We start from the raw sequence: 21,276 nt of genomic DNA on the forward strand, positions 1-21,276 counted from the left end.
TCGACGGCACCCGCCGGCAACCGATCACCCGCAGGTTTTGACGCCGGTGGCGATCCGGGCGACACGCTCTCCCTGGTGCCGGGCCGCCGCCCGGGCGGTCTCGTCGACGGGCGCCTCGCCTCGCCGCCCGACATGGCTGCTGCCGTAGGGGTTTCCGTCGGCGAACTTGACGGGATCGGTGTATCCCGGCGCGACGACGATGCCGCCGAAGTGGTGGAACGTGGTGTACAGGGCGAGCAACGTCGATTCCTGGCCGCCGTGGTCGGTGTCGGTCGTCGTGAACCCGGAGTACACCTTGTCCGCGAGCTGCCCCTGCGCCCACTGGGGACCCAGCGTGTCGAGGAACTGCTTGAGCTGGCTGGCGATGTTGCCGAAGCGAGTGGGTGACCCCATCACGATGCCGTCCGCCCACAGCAGGTCGTCGGGAGTGGCGACCGGCAGGTCGCGGGTCGCGGCGACGTGCTCGGCCCACGCCAGCCGCGACGCGATCGCCGCCTCCGGCGCGAGTTCGGGGACCTTGCGCAGGCGAACCTCGGCGCCGGCCTTCTCGGCCCCGATCACGATCTCCCGGGCGAGTTCGTGCGTGGTGCCGGTGGACGAGTAGTAGACGACGGTCACCCTGGTCGGCTCGGGCATGGGATCCTCTCGGTTCACGGCGGTCGGCCGTTCGAACGTTACAGTGAGGATGTGTAACTTATCAGGAGCCGGCACCCGGCGGGTCACGATGTGGCCAACCCGACGTGCGGCTTCCGGCGCCGGCACGACAGGGACAGTTTCGGAAAACTCACCGGATCCACAGCGTGAATACCCGATGTGAACACGGAGAGAACACCCGCAATCGGGTCACTTTTTGTCGAGATCGACTCACCGCCACTGCCCGGAAACGCTGCCGCCGCATTCGAGTAGGGTGACTCGAGTTCAAACTGCGGGGTTTCGAGAAAGGCTGATCCGAGGGTGACCGGACCACTGGTGCCGCTGGATGAATCGTGGTCGACGGCGCTGGCGTTCGCCGCGCATCCGGACGACCTGGAGTACGGCACGGCCTCGGCCGTCGCCCGCTGGACCTCGCAGGGCAAGAAGGTCGTCTACTGCCTGGCCACGAGTGGCGAGGCCGGCATCGACGCCATCGACCCCGCGGTCGCCGGACCGCTGCGCGAGGCCGAGGAGCGCGCCGGTGCGGCGGCCGTCGGCGTCGGCCTCGTGGAGTTTTTCGGTTACCCGGACGGCGTTCTCGAATACGGGCTCCCGCTGCGGCGCGACATCGCCCGGGCCATCCGCCGGCACCGCCCCGACGTGGTCGTGACCGGCAACTACCACGACCGCTGGGGTCCGGGTGCGCCCAACCAGGCCGACCACATCGCGCTGGGCCGCGCCGTCCTGGACGGGGCCCGGGACGCGGGCAACCGCTGGATCTTCCGCGAGCTGCTCGACGAAGGTCTCGACCCGTGGCAGGTGCGGCGGATCATCGTCACCCACAGCCCCGAATCCACCCACGGCGTGGACACCACGGAGTTCCTCGACCAGGGCGTCGCCTCCCTCGAAGCCCACGCCGAGTACCTGCGCGGCATCGGCCCGGGCGACATGGCCTCGCCCCGGGAGTTCCTCGAATCCACCGGAGCCGAGACGGGCGCGCGGCTGGGTGTGCGGTTCGCCGTCCCCGCCGAGGTGATCGTGCTCTGACCCGGTCGCGCGCGATGGTCCGTTGGTCATGGATAGTGACCATCCGTTGATCGGAACCCGCCGGGTGCGACGCGATCAACGACACTTTCCGATAGGGCGAGAAATCAGAACCTTCGGTATTGATCCCCGTCCCGGAACCGTCCTGACCTGAGACGTCAGAAGGCCGGCACGTCGGGTTCGGCCCGCTGTGTCGTCACCTCGGCGGCCGGTCGTCGCGACGTCATCCGGGTCGGGTGGCCGTACCCGATCCGCAGCAGCGCGTGCACTTGGCCCAGCCCGCGGAACAGCTCCAGGAACTGTCCCCGGGTGCTGCGGACCTCCAGAGGCTGCGAGAGGAACGAGGTGGCGAGGCCCTCCGCCGTGGCGGTCAGGAGGACGCGCTGCATGGCCATGCCGGCCCGGACGTCGGCGGCCGCGCCGTGGTCGCGCGTCAGCACGACCGCCAGCAACGGATCCTGCTCGAACACCCGCGAGGGAACGGCCGGGTTCGTGTGCGAGGCGCGGTTGCACACGACACCGGGGATCTCGTGCGGCGGCCCGAAAGCGGCCGTCGGCACCCCGTCCGGGCTCTCCGCCGCGCGCGCGGTCCAGAACGCCGACTCCGCCCGGAAGGCCGGATCCTCGGACTGCAACGACTCCGCTCGCCGGACGAGCGCGGCGACCTTCGGGTAGCGCCCCGAGGCGTCCAGGAACTCGAGCTGCCCGCCTTCGGTCAGCGCCGCCGACTTCAGCCGGGCGCGGGCGACCGCCGGCACCGCGCGGTCGACGAACGGGCGGCGGTTCGTGTGCCTGCGGTGCACCGCCTCGGCGAGCCTGCGGTCCTGTTCCGTCGAACGCCGGGTGCCGTCGAGACCGATCACGGCGAGCAGGTCCGGCGACGCGGGGTCCGGCAGGATCCGCACCCGCGCGCCGAGCCCGTTGAGCCGCAGGGTGATCACGAGGTTCAGCACGGCGGCGCCACAGGACAGCCTCGCCTCGCGCGCCGCGGGATCCGCGACCGCGAGGACCCGCTCGCGGTCGAGCCACACCTCGACCGCGGCAGCGTCCACCACGAACCGCCACGGCTGGGTGTTGTGCGGAGACGGCGCTCGCACCGCCGCCGCGAGGGCCTGGTCGAACGCGGTGGGGAGCTGGTCGTTCATCGTGGTCTCCGGGGGACGACACCTTGGGGCACCGTCGAGCCTGGTCCGCGCGGCCGGCCCGGTGTACGGGCGGCGGTCACGAGGTCGAGGGACCTAAGACCCCCGGTGACCGGCTCAAGGCAGGGGCACAGTCCACTCGACCCGCGTGCCGCCGCCCGGGCGCGACTCGATCGTGAAGGTCCCCCCCGCCGATTCGGCCCGGTCGCGCAGGTTGCCCAGCCCGCTCGGCGAGACCTCGGCGGGCAGCCCCGCGCCGTCGTCCGCGACCGACACCCGGAGCACTTCGTCCTTGACCGACACCGCGATGGTCACCGACGTGGCGTCGGCGTGCCGGACGGCGTTGCTGACGGCCTCGCGGACCACGGCCTCCACGTGTTCCCCCAGCTGCGCGGGCACCGCGTCGACGGTTCCGGACATGCTCACCGTGGGATGCACGGGCGCTTCGTCGGTGAGCTCGGCGATCGCGTCGTAGAGGCGGTGCCGCAGGGTCAGCCCGGTCGCCCCCGCCGCGCCACCGTGCAGGTCGAAGATCGCGGTGCGGATCTCGTGGACGATCTCGTGCATCTGGTCGACGCTGTCCTGAAGCCGCCGCTTCAGCTCCGGCTCCTTCAACCGGCGGCGCGTGCCCTGCATCGCCAGCCCGACCGCGAAGAGCCGCTGGATCACGTGGTCGTGCAGGTCGCGGGCGATCCGGTCGCGGTCGGACAGCACGTCCAGCTCGCGGGCGGCGCGTTGCTGGGCCGCCAGCTGGAGGGCGAGCGCGGCCTGGTCGGCGAACGACGCGAGGACCGGCAGCTGCGTCGCCTCGAACGCGGCGGCGCCCGGCTCACGGACCGCGATCAGGACTCCCGACGTGCGGTCCCCCGTGCGCAGGGGCACCACGAGCGTCGGGCCGAACCGCCGGCCCCCGCCGAGATCCAGGCCCGGGATGCTGCGCGGGGTCCGGTCCCGGTAGACCGCGCCCGGAACGGTCGAGGCGGCGTCGATCCGCAGGCCGGTGAGCTCGACCGCGCTCACGCTCGCGCAGACGGTGATCGTCAGGTCGGTGGCCTCGTCGTCCCAGTCCTCGTCGACGTCCAGCCGACCGGAGTTGGGCAGCGCCAGCATCGTCACGTCCGAGCCGGTCAGCTCCAGGGCCCGTTCGGCGATCAGGTTCAGCGCGTCGGCCGGGTCCGTGCCGCCGAGCAGCTCGGTCGTGACCTCACTCGTCGCACCGAGCCACCGCTGTCGCACCTGCGCCTGCTCGTACAGGTGCGAGTTCTCGATCGCGATCCCGGCCGCGGCAGCGAGCGCTTGCACCATCACCTCGTCGTCGTCGGTGAAAGCGCCACCGCCCTGCTTCTCGGTGAGGTAGAGGTTGCCGAAGACTTCTTCACGCACCCGGACGGGAACGCCGAGGAAGGAGTGCATGGGCGGGTGGTGCGCCGGAAACCCGACGGAAGCGGGATGCTCCGAGATCTTTTCCAGCCGCAGTGGCTTCGCCTCGTCGATGACCAGGCCCAGCAGCCCGTGGCCCTCGGGCAGGTGACCGATGCGCTCCCGCGTCGCCGAATCGATGCCGAGGTACACGAACTCCGCGAGCGAACCGTCGTCGGCGAGCACCCCGAGCGCCCCGTACCGCGCCTCGCCGAGGTCGGTCGCGGCTTGGACGATGCGGCGCAGCGTCGTGTCCAGTTCCAGTCCCGACGCCACCGCGAGCACCGCGTCGAGCAGGCCGTCCATCTTGTCGCGCGTACCGATCAGCTGCTCGACGCGCTCTTGGAGATCTCGCAGCGTCTCCCGCAGGCGCAGCTGTCCCAGCGTGCCCGAAAGCCTGCGGGCGCTCTCCCCGGACCCGGTTGCCGGCATCGGTCCGCTCGCCTCCCTCATCCCACGGCGTCGCCGCCTGTGATGACTTTCGCCTCTGTCCGCCGCCGCTGCGGTCGACCAGCCTGGCAGGGCAAGGCTCGACTCCGACCAGCACTCGTCTTCCCACGGCCAGGAGACCGATGACACTACAAGTGGCTGCGACCGGGCGGCTCACCTCCGAACAGGTGAGATCGGCTCTGCGCGCCGCGACGCTCGCGCCGTCGACGCACAACACCCAGCCCTGGCTGTTCGCCAGCGGACCAGGAGGGATCGAGGTCCGCGCGGACCCCGACCGGATCCTGCCCGTCGCCGACCCGGACCGGCGTGAGCTCCTGCTGTCCTGCGGCGCGTCACTGTTCAACCTCCGCGCCGCGATCCACGCGTGCGGCGTGCACCCGGTCGTGTCCCTGTTCCCGCGCCGCCCGGAGCCGGACCTGCTGGCCGTGGTGCGGCCGGTGGGCGCCACCTCGATCGACGACCGCCTCGCCCGGCTCGCGCGGGAGATCCCGCGCCGCCACACGAACCGATCGCCGTTCAGCGCCGAGGTCGTGCCCCCGTCGGTCGTCGGCCTGCTGCGCCACGCCGCGGAGCTCGAACAGGCCTGGCTACCCCGCCTCGATCACGGCCAGGTGGCGGAGCTGAAGAAGCTGGTGCGGTCGAGCCACCGGATCCAGATGACCGATCCCGCGTTCCTCGCCGAGTGGCAGCGCTGGACCGCGCGCGAGGGGTCCGCCCGCGACGGCGTGCCGATGTCCGCCGGGGGGATCCTGCCGGCCGACGACGCCTGGGTCCTCCGAGATTCCGGAATCAGGACCACCGGCGTGCCCCGGCTGGGTACGGCGCCCGAACCGCTGGTCCTGGTGATCGGCTCGTTCGGCGACGACCCGGTCGACCGGCTGAGGACCGGCCAGGCCATGCAACGCGTGTTGCTGACCGCGACGGCGCTGGGGCTCGACGCGTCCTTCATCTCGCAACCGGTCGAAGTCGCGCGCGTCCGCGAACGGCTCCGCGTGCTGCTCGGCGGTGGCGTCTGGCCCCAGATCATCCTGCGCCTGGGCCACGGTTCGCCGGCCTCGCCGACGCCGAGACGGGAGCTGGAGGAGGTCGTGGTGGCTCCGACCCTCGTCACCGCCTGACGACCGCGCGGGCTCCCGTCCCAGGCACACCTAGCCCGCCGGCACCGTCCAGCGCACGGAGCCGGCCTCGGCACCGTGGCCGACCCCGCAGGTCCCGCCGCGCAGCCGCGCGGCTTCCGCCAGCTCCGCGAGGTCCGCGGCGGCCGATTCTTCGAGGTCGCCCGTGCCGTCGTGCCGGATCACCGCGGTGAGCCGGCGCGGCTCGGACCGGATCTCCACCTGGACCCAGGCCGCGGCCGCGTGGTGCGCGATCAGCCGCAGGCCCCGCTCGAGGAAAGGCACCAGATCGGCGGCCACCAGCGTGTCCAGCTTGCCGGAGAACTGGGTCGAGACGGCGAACCCGAGCACGGGGGTGGCCTCGGCGAGCACCCGCAGGATCTCGTCGCGCTCCGGTGACGGGCCGGTGTCGGCCGGGTCGTCAACAGAGAACACGGTGGCCTGGATCTGGTCGATGACGTCGTCGAGGTCGGCGATCGTCTTGCGGACCCGGCGCGCGACGATCGCCGACCGGGCGAGACCGGCCGTCGTCTGCAACGCCAGGCCGGCGGAGTACAGCCGCCGGACCACCTGGCTGTGCAGATCGGCGGCGATCCGCTCACGTTCGTCGTACAGGGCGTTGCGCTGCTGTTCGGCCCGCGCCTCGGCCAGCTCGATCGCGACGGACGCCTGGTTGGCGAACCCCGCCGCCATCTCCAGATCGTCCACGGTGAACGGCGGACGGCCCGCGGCGCGCGCCGCAGTGAGCACGCCGTTGACCTGCCCGCTGCCGGTGAGCGGCACGACGAGCACGGCGTCGACCTCCATTTCGATCGGCGGCCGGATCGGCAGCCGCTCCCGTTGTTCGAGCCACGAGCCCATCATCGGTTCACCGGTGACGAAGACCGAGCCGGAGACCGACGAGCCGAGGGGCAGCACCATGCCCTCCAGCTTCTCGGCGCCGGCCCCGACTGCCAGGTCCACGCGCAGGGTGCCCTCGGCACCGGCTGGTCGGACGACCGTCACCAGCTCGGCGTCGGCGAGCTCCCGGGTGTGGCGAGCGATGAGCGCGAGCGGGTTCTCCGACTCCGTCGAGAGGAGCTCGCGGGTGATCGCGGCGGACGCGCGCAGCCATTCCTGCTGGACCCTCGCCGTCTGGTACAGGCGCGCGTTGTCGATCGCACTACCCGCGGCGGCGGCCAGGGCCAGCGCAAGCTCCTCGTCCTCGGCGCTGAACCCGCCGCTGACGCTGTCGGTGAGGTAGAGGTTGCCGAACACGGCGTCACGCACCCGGATCGGGACGCCCAGGAAGCTCGCCATCGGCGGATGGCCGGCCGGGAATCCGGTGGAGCGCGGATCGTCCTGCAGGCGGGCGAGCCGGATGGGCCGGGGATCCTCGACCAGGGCACCGAGCAGGCCTTTGCCCTCGGGCAGGTGGCCCAGTTTCTCCAACGTCTCCGCGGGCATGCCCACGTGCACGAACTCGGCGAGCTGTCCGTCCGGGCCGATCACGCCCAGTGCCGCGTAGTGCGCCCCGACCAGCTCGCGAGCCGCCTCGACGATGCGCGTGAGCAGCGCGGGCAGGGCGAGGTCACTCGTGATCATCGTGGTCGCGCGCAGCAGGCCGCGCAGCCGGCCTTGGGTTCCCATGACCTCCTGGGCGCGTTCGACCAGCTGCGCGAGCAACTGGTCGAGCTCCAGCCGCGGCAGGTCGGGGAAGGTCAGCCTGCCCGGGTCTGGCCGGTCGTCCTGAGCACCGCTCACAGCCGTTCCTGTCTTCGCCGCGGTCCTCGCACACCGCGCAGGTCGCCGCTCCGGACACCCAGTCTCCCATCCTCGCGAGCACCGTCAAGCCGGTGAAAACCCGACCGGCGGTCCAGGGCCGCACGGGGTTCACCCACATGTCCACTGTGGACGAAAGGTCAACCGGCCCAGCGCAAGATCAGGACACCGGCGGAAGAGTTGTCGAGGCGGTACCGCAGCAACCGGGCGACCAGCTCGCCCCGGTCACCACCGGCCTCAGGCGGGACCGGTGCCGGGACCGTGTCGGCGCACCGGACGCCGGCCACGAAGCGGCGCACGGCAACCGGCTCGGGCACGACCTCGTCGCCGAAGTAGGCGAGCACCAGCAAATCCTCACCGGAATGCGTTTCCATGGCGAACGACCAGCCGTACCGCTCATCCCACACCAGGGCCGTGTCCCGCCCCGGCCGCCGGCGCAAGCGCACGTCCAGCGCCACGTACGCCGAGACGGGGTCGTCGAGGTCCACGGTGCACGATTCCACCCCCACGCCCACCGCGGCACTCACCGCGGACAGGTAGCCGCTCAGGCCGCACCGCAGGCGGTGGTCGTCGTCGATGACGGTCTGCAGCGGAATCACCCTCCAACGTGGTCGGCGCCCACCGGCCGCTCCCGGCCGTGGCCTCTCCGGCCGCGACGTTACGACGGCGCGGTGGCGGCCCGATGGCGGCGTTCGGCCTCTGCCGCAAGGACTTTCGTACCCGGCTCACGCCGGTGGCCGCCGCGCCTCCCGAAGCTCGGCGACGACGAGGCCCACAGTCCATTGAGGACGATCGCTCGAAGTGATGCGGCCCCGGCGATACTTGCGACATCACCACGAGGCAGCGCCACGCGCCGGTTCAGTGTTCCTGGCTGCGCAGCTCCGTGGCCAGGACAGCGGCTTGGGTCCGGCGCTCCAGGCCCAGCTTGGCCAGCAGCCGCGAGACGTAGTTCTTGACGGTCTTCTCGGCCAGGAACATCCGTTCCGCGATCTGCCGGTTGGTCAGGCCTTCGCCGATCAGCTCCAGCAGCTTGCGTTCCTGGTCCGACAGGTCGGACAACGGGCCTTTCTTGGTCTGGCTCTCGCGCAGCCTGGCCATCAAGGCCGCCGCCGCGTGCGCGTCGAGCAGGGACTTGCCCGCGCCGACCTCCCGGACCGCCGAAACCAGGTCCATGCCCTTGATGTCCTTGATCACGAACCCGGCGGCGCCGGCCATCACCGCGTCGAGCATCGCCTGCTCGTCGGTGTAGGAGGTGAGCATCAGGCACTTGAGCTCAGGCAGCTTCGAACGCAGCTCGCGCGCCAGCTCGATGCCGTTGCCGTCGGGCATCCGCACGTCCAGCACGGCGACATCGGGCCGGAGCGCAGGGATCCGGGCCAGCGCCTGCGATACGTTGCCGGCCTGCCCGACGACGGTGATCTCCTCGTCCTCGTCCAGCAGGTCGGCCACGCCACGGCGCACGACCTCGTGGTCGTCCACGAGAAAAACGCGGAGCATCGGCGACCTCCCCTGCCGAGAAGGGATGACGCGGATCAGCCTACGACCGCCCGGCCCCGGTGCCGGGATGACCAAAGTCCCGGGTCTCGAGCCGGAGGTCACGACCGGCCGAGCCGTCGAGACCGGAAACCCGGCCGAGCACGGTGGTGCCGCGCCCGGTCACGACCACGGACCCTCGCCGGACGAGACGGCGTCCGCGGCGACCACGCCCGGCACCGCGAGCGCGAGCAGCGTGACGACGTGGCGGTCGGTCTCGTCGTCGTCGCGGTCGGCGATCCGCACCACCCCCTCGCTGACCTCGACCTCCCACCGGCCGGTGCCACCGTAGATCTCGAGCCGGTGCCGCACGTCGGCGGCGATCGCCCTGTCCTCCCGCGCGAGCACGCGGACGACGTCGCCGCGGGTGACGATCCCGACCAGGCGGCTGCCGTCGGCGATCGGCATCGCCCGGATCCTCGCGTCGACCAGTGCCTGGCACAGGTCGGCCACGTCCGTACCCGGCGACATCGCCGTGACCGGCGTGGTCATCACGTCTTCCACCGTCCGGCCGGCCGCTGCCGCGGGGGCGCCCGGAAGCCGGTGCCCGGACCGGATGTCCGCGGGTATCCGGTGCCGGATCAAGTCGCCCTCGGTGACGATGCCGATCAGCCGTTCGTCGTCGTCGACCACCGGGAGCGCGGTGAACCCGTGCTCCGTGAGCACTTCCGCCGCCTGTTTGGCCGACGCCGACGGCGTCACCGCCACCACCGGCGCGGACATCAGGTCGCGTGCACGCATCGAGTTCTCCTCCTTGTCCTTCTGCGGCGTCAGCCCCGCATCGGCTCGAGCCCCCGGCGCAGGGTTTCCCACGCCGCGGGCAAGGCGGCGAGGCACTCCTGCGCGGCGAGCGCCTCGGTCGTGATCAGCAGTTCGTAGGTCGCCACCGGATCGCCGGCCTCCGTCGCCGCCGACGCGAGTGCGTGCAGCTCCCCGCGGGCGACCGTCGCGTCCCGGTGCTCCCCCAGCAAGTCCTGCACCGCACGGCAGTCCGCCAGCACGCGGTCCGGGACGAAGGGCAGGGCGTCCGCGGCCGCTTCGAGCGCGTACCGGAGCCGCTTCGCGCTCTTGCGCACCGCGTGGACGGCGTTCGGAGCCGAACCGGCGAACGCCGCTTCCAGCCGCTCGTCGGTCTCGGTCACGACCGTCCACACGAGACCCGGCAGGACGGCGCGAGCCGGTTTGAGCGCCGCCTTGCGCTGGTCGGCCCGAGGCTGCTCCCGCAGCACGACCCCGAGCACTTCGAACGCGTTGAGCAGCTGGAGGTAGCGGTGCGAATCGAGCGCCTCGGCGCATTCGACGGCGGATTCCTCGGCCGCCACGCCGAAGTGCCGCTGGGCGTCGGCCCGGACCGGCCCCAGGATCGCCTCGTCCGACAGCTCGCCGAGGCGGCGCAGGAACCTGCGCCGCTGCACCTCGGTGTCCCACGCGGGCCCGACGCTCGCGCCGAGCCGGAGCAGCGCTGCGCACAGGCCCCGCACCATCCGCCGTCCACCGAGGACGGGGGCGAACGTCCACAGTGCCGCCCTGAGGCGACGCGCCGCCGCTCTCAGGTCGTGCACCCCCTCGGGCTCGCCCAGCCGCACGGCCAGATCGGCACGGGCGAGCGCCTCGATCTGCGTCTCCAGGTAGCCGAGCACCGTGGCCCGGGCGGTGTCCCGCGGTAACGCGTCCCGGGTCAGGCGTCCGGTGCACGGGCCGGTGACCGGGGTGAGCTCGAGGTCCCGGCTGTAGGCGCGGACGAGCCGGCGCAGTTCGTGCGGCACCTGGTCCGACTCGGGCGCCTCCACCCGGCACCCTCTGCCGTCGCCGCGGTCCAGCTGCCAGCTCGTGCCGACCCGGCTGAGCGTCAGGCCGTGCCGCCGCAGCCGCAGGTCGGCGGTGTCGTAGTAGTGGATGCCGTAGTGCAGGAGCGTGTACTCGGGCGCGGGACGCGGGCTCGTCGCCGGTGTCGTCACGGTCATGGCCGGTTCCCCGGGCGGACCACCGCGACGGGGCACGGGGAGTGGACCAGCAGCGCGTGGCTCGTGGAGCCGAGCAGCATGCCGGTGAACCCGCCCCGGCCGCGGGTACCGACCACCACGAGCTGGGCGCCGGCACCGAGTTCCAGCAGGGTCCGGGCCGGCCGGCCGTGCGCGACGACCACGTCGACCGGCAGTTCGGGGAACTTCTCCCGCCAGGGCGCGAGCTGCTCGTCGATCAGCCGCCGTTCCCCGGCGGCCATGCCCTCGGGGCGGCAGTCCGCTTTCCGCGGCGAGCTCCCCGACGTGATCTCGTTCCAGGCGCGCACCGCGACGAGCCCGGTACTGCGAGCAGTGGCTTCTTCGCACGCGTAGCCGAGCGCGTCGTTGCTGTCCGGCGATCCGTCGAGCCCGACGAGGACCGGTCCGGTGGTGGGCGGCGCGTCGTCCGGCTTTCGCCCGCGCACGACCACGACCGGGCAAGGCGCGCGGCCGGCGAGCGCGGCCGCGGTCGAACCGAGCAGGAGCCCGGTGAACCCGCCGAGCCCGCGGGAGCCCAGCGCCACCACCTCGGCACCGGCGCTCTCCCGCAGGAGCACGCCCACGACACTGCCCTCGACGGCGCTGCGCTCGACCGGCAGCGACGGCCACCGCGCGAGCACGTCCCCCTCGGCCTCGGCGAGCCCCGTCTCGGCCACGGCCCGGAACCCCTCCCGGACGGCGGCGACCGCCATGCCGGACACGCCCCGCCCAGGAACCGTGTACGCCTGCACCAGCCTCAGCACCGCGCCCCGGCGGGCCGCCACCGCCGCGGCCCAGACCGCGGCGTGGCAGGAGGAAGGCGACCCGTCGACTCCGGCAAGCACCACCCGGTCATCACGCTCGGGCACTGCGCACACCCCCTCCGCTGCGCCGAAGGGGATGGGTCCGTTGCTGCTTCGCGCGACCCTGCTCGTCGCGGACGGTGATCTCCGCCTCGGTGCCGGCGATGGCATCCGGCCCGGGAAACACCGCGGACCCGCGATCGGCGGCGGGCCGGCGGCCTCCGGGTTGTGCGTGCATCGGTTCTCCTCGTTGTCGACTTCGCCGGTACCTCCCACCGTCGCGCGGCCGCGCCCCGTCCGGTCAGGGGACGAAGTCCCTTTTCCCGAGGACGAAAGCGCAGGTCCCTCCGGCGGAGCCGGGGCCGCGCCCGGAAGCGGGCGCCGACTCGTTGATTCGCTGTGGACGGATTTCGGCGGCATGGCGGATCCCCGGCCAGGGCACTTCGGGAATCAGGTCTTTCGGAAATCAGGTCTGCTGCTCGCCGCCGACCACCATCACGGGGCAGTCGGCGCGGTGGAGCAACGCGTGGGTCGTGGAACCGAGGACCATCCCCGTGAACCCGCCGCGGCCCCGGCTGCCCATGACCACGAGCGCCGCCTCGGCGCTGCGTTCGAGCAGGCTGTCGCGGGGAAGATCGCGCTCGACAACCGGTTCGACGTCGACGTCCGGGTACCGCTCGCGCCAGCCGGCCAGGCGCTGGGCGAGCAGCCGCCGCTCGACGTCGCCGATGTCGATCAGCGGGCTTCCGCGGATGTGCGCGAACGGCCCGCCGCTCTCGCTGTCGTTCCACGCGTGCACCGCGACCAGCCTCGTGCTCCGGCGCGACGCCTCCTCGAACGCCCACGCCACGGCGGCCTCGCTCAACGGGCTGCCGTCGACGCCGACGACGACCGGACCGCCCGCGCGCGTCGCACCGGTTCCGCGCACGATCACCACCGGGCAGTTCGCTCTCGCGATGAGGTCGGCGTCCGGGGACCCGGCCAGCAGCCCGGAAAGTGTCCCGGTCGGCGGGCCGAGCACCAGCACGAGCGCGCCGGCCGAGGCCTGCCGCAAGGCGGCTTCGGCGCCGGCCGCACTGGTCTTGGTCATCACCGGCACACCCGGCTCGGCTGCCACGAGTTCGTCACGCGTCGCCCGCGCCACCTCCTGCGCGAGCACGGCCTTGGTTTCGAGCCACGCCGACGCCATGGCGCCCGAAGCCGGGTCCTCCACCGCGCTCGCCGTGAGCACGGTCAGCGAGGTGTGCCACAGCGCCGCTTCGCGCACCGCCCACCGTGCGGCCGACGCCGCCTGCGGGCTCCCGTCCACACCCACGACGACCGGCCCGGACATCCCCTTCACGACTTGCTCCGGCCTGCTCCGACCAGGACCTCGCCCACCCCGCGACGCACGCTCGCGGGCGCGCTTCCGGCCGGCCGGCCGAGCCGCATCAACGCTTGCGGAAACCCTGCGAGACCCCGGTCCTCGCACAGGGCCGAGCGCACCTCCGGCACGTGCAGCGGCTGCGTCAGCACCGCAGCCGACAGCCCCAGCGTGACCGCTTCGAGCCAGCCGCGTTCGAGCGCATAGCCGGCGCGGACGTGGTCGGCACGGCTGTCGTCGGCGGTCAGGAACGTCTCGGCCGCCGGCCGGGACCGCAGCACCCGCGGCTCGGGAACCTCGGTGGCGCGCCGGACCAGCCCGGCCCCCGGCAGCTCACCCGGCGGCACCACGGTGCGCCCCAGCCCCGCGCCGTGGCGGCGCCCGACCTCGTCGCGGATCGTCCAGAGAGCGAGCTCGCGCTGGTAGGCATCGTCGTCACGGGCCGCGCGGGCGGCGTGGTCGAACAGCTCCGCGAGCTCGCCGGCATCGGTCAACGGCACAGCTTCGGCTCCGGTCGTCACCGCCGCCCGCACCACCCGCTCGACCTGCCGCCGGGCGACCGGTGGCCCGCCGAAGCGGCCGCGATGGCTGCGCCGCGCCGCGATCGCCGCGAACCGCGCCAAGTCCTGCGCCGACGGCGCGCACCACGTTGCCGCATCGACGCGCGCCACCACGTCCGGGCGGGCCGGATCGGGCAGGATTTCCACGTCGGCCCGCCGGCCGAGCACCCGCACCGCGAGCTCGAGGTTCGCCAGTGCCGTCCCGCACGACATCGCGAGGTCGCGCCGCCCGGGATCGTGCTGTGGCAACGCCACATCTGTCCGCTCCCGCAGCAGCACCGCACCGGCCTTCGGTTCGACGGCCCACGGCTGGGTGTTGTGCACCGACGGGGCCCTCAGCACCGCGCGCCCCAGAACCTCCACCTCGGCGCTCGTCCACCCACCGGCCCCCGGTGCCGGGGCGGGAACAGCTTCGTGGGACACGGCATCTCCTGGTGGCCTCGTCGGATCGGACCGGCTCAGCCAACCCCGAACCGCCGAGACCACGCGCCGGCCACAAGACACCGTCGCGAAGGACCAACGTCACCGGGTCCGGGTCGATGTCCACAACGGACCCGGATCCGCCGCTGCTCGCCTTTCCCCGCCGTGGCAACGGATCTCGGGCCGCGGGCCGGCACACGGTGACGTGGTGGCCGGGGTTCCCGCGGCCGCCGCAAGGAGGGCGGTCGCACTAGCCTCACTTCAGGTGCCGGGCGAAGAACCGGTTCCCGTCGTCCCCTTCGAACTGCGGGACGCCGGTGTGCCCGCCCATGTTGGCGTGCAGCGTCTTCTCCTTCGAGCCGAAGGCGTCGAACAGGTCCAGGGCCAGCTGCCGGTCGTTTCCTTCGTCATCCCACTGCAGCAGGACGTGCAGCGGGATGGTGACCTGCCGCGCCTCCTCGAACATGCTGCGGGGCACGAAACTCCCGGCGAACAGGAGGGCGGCCGCGATGCGGGGTTCGACCACCGCCAGCCGGACGCCGATGGCGATCACCCCTCCCGCGAGCCCGACCGGCCCGCCGATCTCGGGCAGCGCAAGAAGGGCGTCCAAGGCGGCCTGCCATTCCGGGACCGCCTTCTCGACCAGCGGCCGGATGAGCCGCTCGACGATCTCTTCGACCGGCTCCCCGGTCTGCAACGCCCGGCGCAGGTCGGCGCGGGCCTGCTCGGCGGCGGAGCGGGGCCGGTCACCGCTTCCGGGGAGCTCGATCGTGGCCGCGGCGTAGCCTTCCGCCGCGGAGTGCCGGGCCCGGGCCACCAGCCGGGGGTACATCTTGCGCAGTCCGCCGGGGTGACCGAGCAGGAGCAGCGGGGCCGGCTCGGATGCCGATCCTGGGGTCCACAGGATGCCGGGGATCTCGCCGAGGGTGAACTCGCGCTCGAGGACGCCGTCGTCGAGGCGCTGTTCGGCGGTGAATCGCATCGTCGTGCCTTTCGGGAGTGCTCGTGAACGGCGCTCCCGGACGACCTACCGCCCGACCGTGACCCCTGAGGAGAGCACCCATGTCATCGCGTTCACGGGTACCACCTCCTCGGTCTCTCGCACGGCCCCCGGGAAACTAACAGCGGCCTGCTCGGTCCGCCACCGGGTTTTCGCGGACATCGCTCAGGGTTTTCCCTCCGCGGGCCTGGTGGCCCGTTCGACGAGCTCCAGGACGTGTTCGTAGCGGTGCCCGGTCGCCCGGGTCATGCCGAGCTCGCACGTGCGGTTGCAGGAGACGTGGGCGTCGAAGGGACCGGCGGCGGAAAGCTCTCGGGCCTGGCGCGCGGTGGCCGACGCCGTCAGCTCGGGGTGCAACAGACCGCGGTCGCCGGCGAAGCCGCAGCATCCCCACTCGTCGGGCACGGTCACGGCGCCGGCCACGGCCGCGGTGACCTCGCGCAGCGCGCCTGAAAGCCCCATCCGCGTGGCCGAGCACGTCGGGTGCAGGGCCACGACCGCGACCGGGGCGCTGATCGTGAGGCGGCCGAGCACCTCGTCGCGCACGAACTCGACGGCGTCGACCACCCGGATCTCCCGGAACCGCTCCGGCCCCCGCTCGATCATGTGCCGCAGCCCCTCGGTGCACGAGGACGCGTCGCCGATCACCGGGATCCGGCCGCTCCCCGTGGCGGCCCACAGCGCGGGGAGCACGCGCCGCGACATCTCGTCGTGTCCCCGGTCCATGCCCTTGGACTTCCACGGGGTGCCGCAGCACAGCGAAGCCGGCCCGTCCGGGGTCGTGAGGCGGATCCCGGCGCGCTCGCACAGGGTGCGCAGCGCCGCCGCGGCTCCGGGCTTCTCGCCGCCGAACATGGTGCCCGTGCACGAGGCGAACAGCACCGCGTCGGCGTTGCCGGTCACGGACTCGGTGCGGCGCCGGCCGCCACTCGGGAGCTCGGGCGACCACAGCGGGACCGAGTCGGCGCCCCCGGCCTTGCGGGCCAACTCGTTCGCGCCGAGGACCAGGCGCTCCGGCAGCTTGGCGGCGGTGGTGAGCGCGGTCGCGGCCGCCCGCGTCGCGCCGTCCCAATGCCGCGCGGCGCCGGCCCAGATCGCCGACGTGGCCCGTCCGGCCTCTTCGGCCCGGAGCCGTTTCATCAGGTCCCCGGTGTTGATCGTCACCGGGCAGGCGGTCTGGCACATCCCGTCGACGGCGCAGGTCTGCACGGCGTCGTACTCGTACTCGGCCCGCAGCTGCGCGAGCGCGGCCGTGTCCCCGGCTTCGCGGGCGCGCTCGATCTCCCGGCGCAGCACGATGCGCTGGCGCGGCGTGGTGGTCAGGTCGCGGCTCGGGCAGACGGGTTCGCAGAAGCCGCATTCCACGCAGCGGTCGACTTCTTCCTCAACCTGCGGCGAAGCCTTGAGGTTACGCAGGTGCCCGGCGGGGTCCTCGGCGATGAGCACACCCGGGTTGAGCAGGCTCCGGGGGTCGCACAGGCGCTTGATCTCGCGCATGACCTCGTACAGCTCGTCGCCGTACTGGCGGCGCACGAACGGGGCCATCATCCGGCCGGTGCCGTGCTCGGCCTTCAGCGAGCCGCCGTGGCCCAGCACGAGGTCGACCATGTCGTCGGTGAAGGCCGCGAACCGATCGAGCGGCCGGCCGTCGCCGAGCCGTTCGGTGAGCATGAAGTGGATGTTGCCGTCCTTGGCGTGGCCGAAGATCACACTGTCGCGGTAGCCGTGGCGGTCGAACAGGCCCGTGAGCGACTCGCACGTCGGCAGCAGTTCGGGCACCGGCACGACGATGTCCTCCAGCAGCGCCGTGGTGCCGGCCGGCCGGGCGCCGGCGATCATGGCGTACAGGCCCTTGCGGACGTGCCAGTGGCCGGCCCGGGTCGCCGGGTCCGCGGACAGCACCACCGGCGCGGTGGTGGGCAGCGCCGACAGGACCGCACCGGCACCCGCGGCCAGCTCGTTCACCTCTTCGGCGGTGCCGGCCTGGTACTCGACGAGCAACGCCGCGTGCCGGTCGACCGCGAGGTCGCGCAGCACCGCGGTCGCCTGGGCGTCGCGCTGGCCCACGCGGATCGAAGTCGCGTCGAGGAGCTCGATCGTCGCCGGGCCGGTCGCGACCAGCGCCGGCAACGCTCCGGCGGCCCCGGCGAGGTCGTCGAAGACGAGCAGGCCGGTGCGCGCGTGCCCGTGCAACGGCACCGTGCGAAGCACCACCGAGGCGATGAACGCCAGCGTGCCCTCGCTGCCGACCGCCAAGTGGGCCAGGATGTCCGCCGGCTCGGTGTGGTCGAGCAGCGAATTGAGGCCGTAGCCCATGGTGTTCTTCATCGAAAACTGCTGCTCGACCCGCTTGCGCAGTGACGCATCGCCCCGCACCCGGTCCCGCAGCCGGCACAGGCCGGCGTGCAGCTCGGGTTCGGCGGCGCGCAGGCGGCGGTCCGCATCGGCTTCGCCGGTGTCGACGACCGTGCCGGACGGCAGGACGAGCACGATCGACTCGAGCGTCGCGTAGCTGTTGGCCCAGGTACCGCACGCCATGCCGCTGGAGTTGTTCGCGACCACGCCCCCGACGGTGCACGCGACCTCGCTCGCCGGGTCAGGCCCGAGCTTGCGGCCCGACCGCGCGAGGCGAGCGTTGACCTGCCGGATCGTGGCCCCGGGCCCGACTCGCACGCGCGCCCCGTCGTCGAGCACCTCGATGTCGCGGAAGTGGCGCCGGGTGTCGACGAGCACACCGTCCGTGCCGCCCTGCCCGGACAGGCTCGTCCCCCCGGACCGGAACCCCAGCGGCACTCCGGCCGACCCCGCGGCGGCGAACAACCTCCCGACCTCGTCCGCACTGCTCGCCCTCACCACCGCCCGCGGCGTCAACATGAAGTGCGACGCGTCGTGCGCGTGAGCCAGCCGATCGGTCAGCCGCCGCCCGACCCTCCCCGGGTCCCCGGTCGCGGCGGCCAGCAGGTCGAGCAGGTCGGCTTCGCCGCCCGCGGTGGCGGCGTGCTCGGTGACGGTCATCGGCTGATCCTCGTCGATCGTGGCGTATCGTGGCGCGTTCAGCGTGCCCGAGATCACTCGGCCCGCCACTCCAGGTTCACGGTTGGCGCCGGCTGGGGCAAGCGTCGGTTGCGGAGATGTCCGGCACCACCTGGGCTTCCGTGCCGACGCAAACGCGCCGATCCGGCGCCAGGGAGGCCGCTCGCGGGCCCTGGACGGGGAAGCATGCCGCGCGGATCGAAGTAGGCAAACACGGCAAGCCCGGACACTTCGTCCCGTACCGCCCAGCCTGGCGGAGAGGAGGCCACCCGAGAGAACGCCTCGACCTGTCCGAACTCGCCGAGGGCCGCGCGGGCGTCGGCACGGTTCGAACCGATCGACACCGACCCAACCGCTCCGGTGGCAGAAGATCGATCACCAGCATGCCGACTCGGCCTCCTCGTTTCTTTTCGGAGATACCGGAGAAACCTCCGTCGGCAACGTCCGTATCCCCCAGCGGAAACGGCCGAGCCGGGCACCGACACGATACGTTCGGTGTCCGGCCCGGCGAACGCCGTCCGCGCTCAGTTCTGCTCAGCGGCGGTGAGAATTTCCCGCGCCACCGCGTCCGGTGCCGTTTCCGGGACCCAGTGCGTGATCCCCTCGAGTTCGACGAACCGGTAGGGCCCGGTGACGTGCCGCCGGCAGCGTTCGGCGCCGGTGCGGCCCAGGGCCGTGTCGGCGGTGCTCCACAGGTATGTGGTCGGGACCGTCGACGGGCCCAGCGCCCGGAAGCTGCCCATCGCCCGGTACCAGTTGAGGGCGGGGGTGGCGGCCCCGCCGGACATGAGTGCCTGGTGCGGGGCGAACTGTTCGTCGGACAGCGGTGGCACCATGAGCGCGCGCAGCTTGCCGCCGGCCGCGATCACCTCGTCGATCTCGCCCTCACGCCTGAATTCGGCGAGGTAGCGCGAGCTGTGCTGCTGATCGGGATCGTTTTCCCGAGCCCACTCCCACGCGGCCGGGTGCGGCATCGACACGGCCACGAGTGATCGGGCGCGCTCGGGGTGCTGCACGGCGAGGTGCCAGGCCAGGATCCCGCCCCAGTCGTGTCCTGCGATGTGCGCTTGCGCCACACCGAGGGAATCGAGGATGCCGAGCGCGTCGGCCACGAGGGCCGGCACCCCGTAGTCGGACACCGACAGCGGACGCGCGCCCGCCGAGTAACCACGCTGGTTCGGTGCGATCGTGCGGTATCCCTGCGAGTTGAGCCGCTGGGCGACCCCGTCCCAGCAGTGAAAGCTCTGGGGGAAGCCGTGCAGCAGCAAAACGGCCGGGGCTTCTTCGGGTCCGGTGTCGGAGACGTCGAACGAGAGCCCGCCCAGGGTGATCTTTCTGAGTGCCATAGCCGAATTCCGTCCTTCCGCAGGCGTTCAGCGCGCCGGGTCAGCGGGCCAGAACCGCGGTGAGCGCCTCGTCGAGCTCGTGTTCCGGATCGCCGGCGGCCGTCTTGCTGCGCCACGCGATGACCCCGTCGGGCCGGACGAGCACCGCGCCGCCGGGGCTGATCCCGTACCGCGAGTGCCACGCGTCCTCGGTGTCGACCAGTTCGGCACCGATCGTGTACGAGGCGATGTCGAGGCCGAGGCTTTCCGACACCTTGTCCGCGGCGCCGAGCCAGCTCGTGCCGTGCGGATCCGTGAGCAGCACGAACCCCGGCCCGAACAGTTCCTGTGTGGACAGCTCGGGCTCCTCCCGCCGCAGCCGGACGTGCGGCGCGCGGGTGCCCGGGAACCCGGACGGGTTCATGGGATCTTCCTGCAGGCTGAGATCGTCGTCCGGTTCCGTGCGGACCGTGCTCGAGTGGTACCGGAAGCCGAGCATCTCCTTCGCCGTGGGAATCGGTTGCGACGGGTCACTCGTCGCGAGCACCCGACCCTCGGCGATCTTCAGCAGCTCGACCTCGCGTTCGAGGGTGATGTTGACGATCGGCCGTCGTTCGACCTCCCAGGCGTCCAGCAGTCCGGACCCGGCCTGGCCGCCGGTCACCAGGGCCAGCCGCCACGCGAGCTCGTACCCGTCCTGCAGGGCGAGGCTCCCGCCCTGGCCCCCGACCGGCGGGCAGGAGTGCGCGGCATCGCCCGCGAGGATGACCCGGCCGACCTTGAACTCCCGGGCGAGGTGGTGGTTGAGCGCGAAGGAACGGGTGTTGACGATCCGGCAGTCCAGATCGGGAATGCCCACCGCCCGGCGCACCCGCTCGACGCACCGGTCTTCGGTGAAGTCGGCGTCGCTCTCACCCTTCTCCGGGAAGTAGTCGACCCACAGCGTCAGAACGTTGCCGTCGAAGATGATGCTCATGCCCTGACCGCGCACCGTCACGACGAACGGCTGCTTGTCCTGCGTGTACTGCGGCAGATCGGCTTCGAAGGTGACCACGTAGATGTGGCCGACCTGCCCGCCCCCGTCGAGGGGGACGCCGAGCCGCTCGCGGATCGGGCTGGCGTGACCGTCCGCGGCGACGAGATATTCCGCGTGCACAGTGCCTTCCTGCCCCGAAGCCACGTCGCGAAGGGTGGCGGTGACGCCGTCCTCGGCCTGCGTCCACGAGACCAGCTCGGTTCCGTACCGCAGATCCGCGCCGAGCCGCTCCGCCTGCTCTCGCAGCGCCTTTTCGATGGTGGACTGCGGAAGCACCTGGGGCAACGTCGACGTCACGCGGCGCCGCAGGGCGAGGATCTGCTCGGTGTCCGACGCCACCACCTCCGACGCGACGAGGCTCGCGCCGACCCTGTGCTGGACCAGCTTGCCGGTGATCTCCGCGGCAGTGAGCGAAGCGTCGACCCCCGGGATGTTCCTCAGCAGCTCCGTCGTCCGCATGTTGAGACCCCACGCTTTCGGCAGCGTGGCGGTCGTGGGCCGGCGCTCTACCAGCAGCGATCGCACGCCGCGCCACGCCAGTCCCAGCGCGGTGCTGAGTCCGGTGTACGCGCCGCCGACGATGAGAACCCCGACCTTGTCGCCCGACACAGTGTTCATTTCGGTCATCTCCAACCCCTCAGGCCGTTGCGTTGACCC

The 21,276-nt window shown here is 72.4% G+C and carries 17 protein-coding genes; 2 read left to right on the forward strand and 15 right to left on the reverse strand.

Going from position 1 to position 21,276, the window contains the following annotated elements; genetic code table 11:
- Positions 1-24: 24 nt before the first annotated feature.
- A complete protein-coding gene (wrbA, locus tag AB0M56_RS22170; protein WP_364179093.1) occupies positions 25-636 on the reverse strand; it encodes an NAD(P)H:quinone oxidoreductase in 612 nt (203 codons plus the stop codon).
- Between the two features lie 318 nt (positions 637-954).
- Here wrbA and AB0M56_RS22175 point away from each other — a divergent pair, with 318 nt between their 5' ends.
- Entirely contained in the window at positions 955-1,680 is a 726-nt protein-coding gene (locus AB0M56_RS22175; protein WP_364179094.1) for a PIG-L deacetylase family protein, read from the forward strand.
- A 155-nt stretch (positions 1,681-1,835) separates the two neighbouring features.
- Here the strand turns inward: AB0M56_RS22175 and AB0M56_RS22180 are convergent, their stop codons facing one another.
- Complete coding sequence (locus tag AB0M56_RS22180; RefSeq protein ID WP_364179096.1) at positions 1,836-2,822, reverse strand: hypothetical protein; 987 nt, start codon at positions 2,820-2,822, stop codon at positions 1,836-1,838.
- 114 nt (positions 2,823-2,936) lie between these two features.
- A complete protein-coding gene (locus AB0M56_RS22185) occupies positions 2,937-4,670 on the reverse strand; it encodes a GAF domain-containing protein (RefSeq protein ID WP_364179098.1) in 1,734 nt (577 codons plus the stop codon).
- Positions 4,671-4,810: 140 nt separating this feature from the next.
- Between AB0M56_RS22185 and AB0M56_RS22190 the strand changes: the two genes are divergently transcribed.
- Positions 4,811-5,806 (forward strand): nitroreductase family protein, encoded by a 996-nt coding sequence (locus AB0M56_RS22190; RefSeq protein WP_364179100.1) that lies wholly within the window; start codon positions 4,811-4,813, stop codon positions 5,804-5,806.
- Positions 5,807-5,836: 30 nt separating this feature from the next.
- Here the strand turns inward: AB0M56_RS22190 and AB0M56_RS22195 are convergent, their stop codons facing one another.
- The 12 genes from AB0M56_RS22195 to AB0M56_RS22250 all read right to left on the reverse strand — a co-directional run bounded on the left by AB0M56_RS22195 (position 5,837) and on the right by AB0M56_RS22250 (position 21,246).
- Positions 5,837-7,546 carry a GAF domain-containing protein gene (locus AB0M56_RS22195; RefSeq protein ID WP_364179102.1) on the reverse strand — a complete coding sequence of 570 codons (1,710 nt, stop codon included), beginning with the start codon at positions 7,544-7,546 and terminating at the stop codon, positions 5,837-5,839.
- Between the two features lie 158 nt (positions 7,547-7,704).
- Positions 7,705-8,163, reverse strand: coding sequence for a DUF6292 family protein (locus tag AB0M56_RS22200; RefSeq protein ID WP_364179104.1), 459 nt, complete (start codon positions 8,161-8,163; stop codon positions 7,705-7,707).
- Positions 8,164-8,422: 259 nt separating this feature from the next.
- Complete coding sequence (locus AB0M56_RS22205) at positions 8,423-9,061, reverse strand: response regulator transcription factor (RefSeq protein WP_364179106.1); 639 nt, start codon at positions 9,059-9,061, stop codon at positions 8,423-8,425.
- 159 nt (positions 9,062-9,220) lie between these two features.
- The gene (locus AB0M56_RS22210) at positions 9,221-9,838 is read right to left on the reverse strand and encodes a CBS domain-containing protein (RefSeq protein ID WP_364179108.1); all 618 of its coding nucleotides are present in this window, start codon (positions 9,836-9,838) and stop codon (positions 9,221-9,223) included.
- 29 nt (positions 9,839-9,867) lie between these two features.
- Positions 9,868-11,061 (reverse strand): CHAD domain-containing protein, encoded by a 1,194-nt coding sequence (locus AB0M56_RS22215; protein WP_364179110.1) that lies wholly within the window; start codon positions 11,059-11,061, stop codon positions 9,868-9,870.
- Entirely contained in the window at positions 11,058-11,948 is an 891-nt protein-coding gene (locus AB0M56_RS22220) for a universal stress protein (protein WP_364179112.1), read from the reverse strand. The genes AB0M56_RS22215 and AB0M56_RS22220 overlap by 4 nt, the downstream gene beginning before the upstream one ends.
- A 400-nt stretch (positions 11,949-12,348) precedes the next feature.
- Positions 12,349-13,215: a universal stress protein gene (locus tag AB0M56_RS22225; RefSeq protein ID WP_364179286.1), complete on the reverse strand. Its 867-nt coding sequence runs from the start codon at positions 13,213-13,215 to the stop codon at positions 12,349-12,351.
- Positions 13,216-13,220: 5 nt separating this feature from the next.
- Positions 13,221-14,228: a nitroreductase gene (locus AB0M56_RS22230; protein ID WP_364179114.1), complete on the reverse strand. Its 1,008-nt coding sequence runs from the start codon at positions 14,226-14,228 to the stop codon at positions 13,221-13,223.
- Between the two features lie 253 nt (positions 14,229-14,481).
- Entirely contained in the window at positions 14,482-15,207 is a 726-nt protein-coding gene (locus AB0M56_RS22235) for an alpha/beta hydrolase (RefSeq protein ID WP_364179116.1), read from the reverse strand.
- A gap of 183 nt (positions 15,208-15,390) precedes the next feature.
- The gene (locus AB0M56_RS22240; protein ID WP_364179118.1) at positions 15,391-18,240 is read right to left on the reverse strand and encodes an FAD-binding and (Fe-S)-binding domain-containing protein; all 2,850 of its coding nucleotides are present in this window, start codon (positions 18,238-18,240) and stop codon (positions 15,391-15,393) included.
- A 542-nt stretch (positions 18,241-18,782) separates the two neighbouring features.
- Positions 18,783-19,604, reverse strand: coding sequence for an alpha/beta hydrolase (locus AB0M56_RS22245; RefSeq protein ID WP_364179120.1), 822 nt, complete (start codon positions 19,602-19,604; stop codon positions 18,783-18,785).
- Between the two features lie 40 nt (positions 19,605-19,644).
- Entirely contained in the window at positions 19,645-21,246 is a 1,602-nt protein-coding gene (locus tag AB0M56_RS22250; RefSeq protein WP_364179122.1) for an FAD-dependent monooxygenase, read from the reverse strand.
- Between the last annotated feature and the right edge of the window lie 30 nt (positions 21,247-21,276).

The organism is Amycolatopsis sp. NPDC051372 (genome assembly GCF_040682095.1).
GTDB lineage: Bacteria > Actinomycetota > Actinomycetes > Mycobacteriales > Pseudonocardiaceae > Amycolatopsis.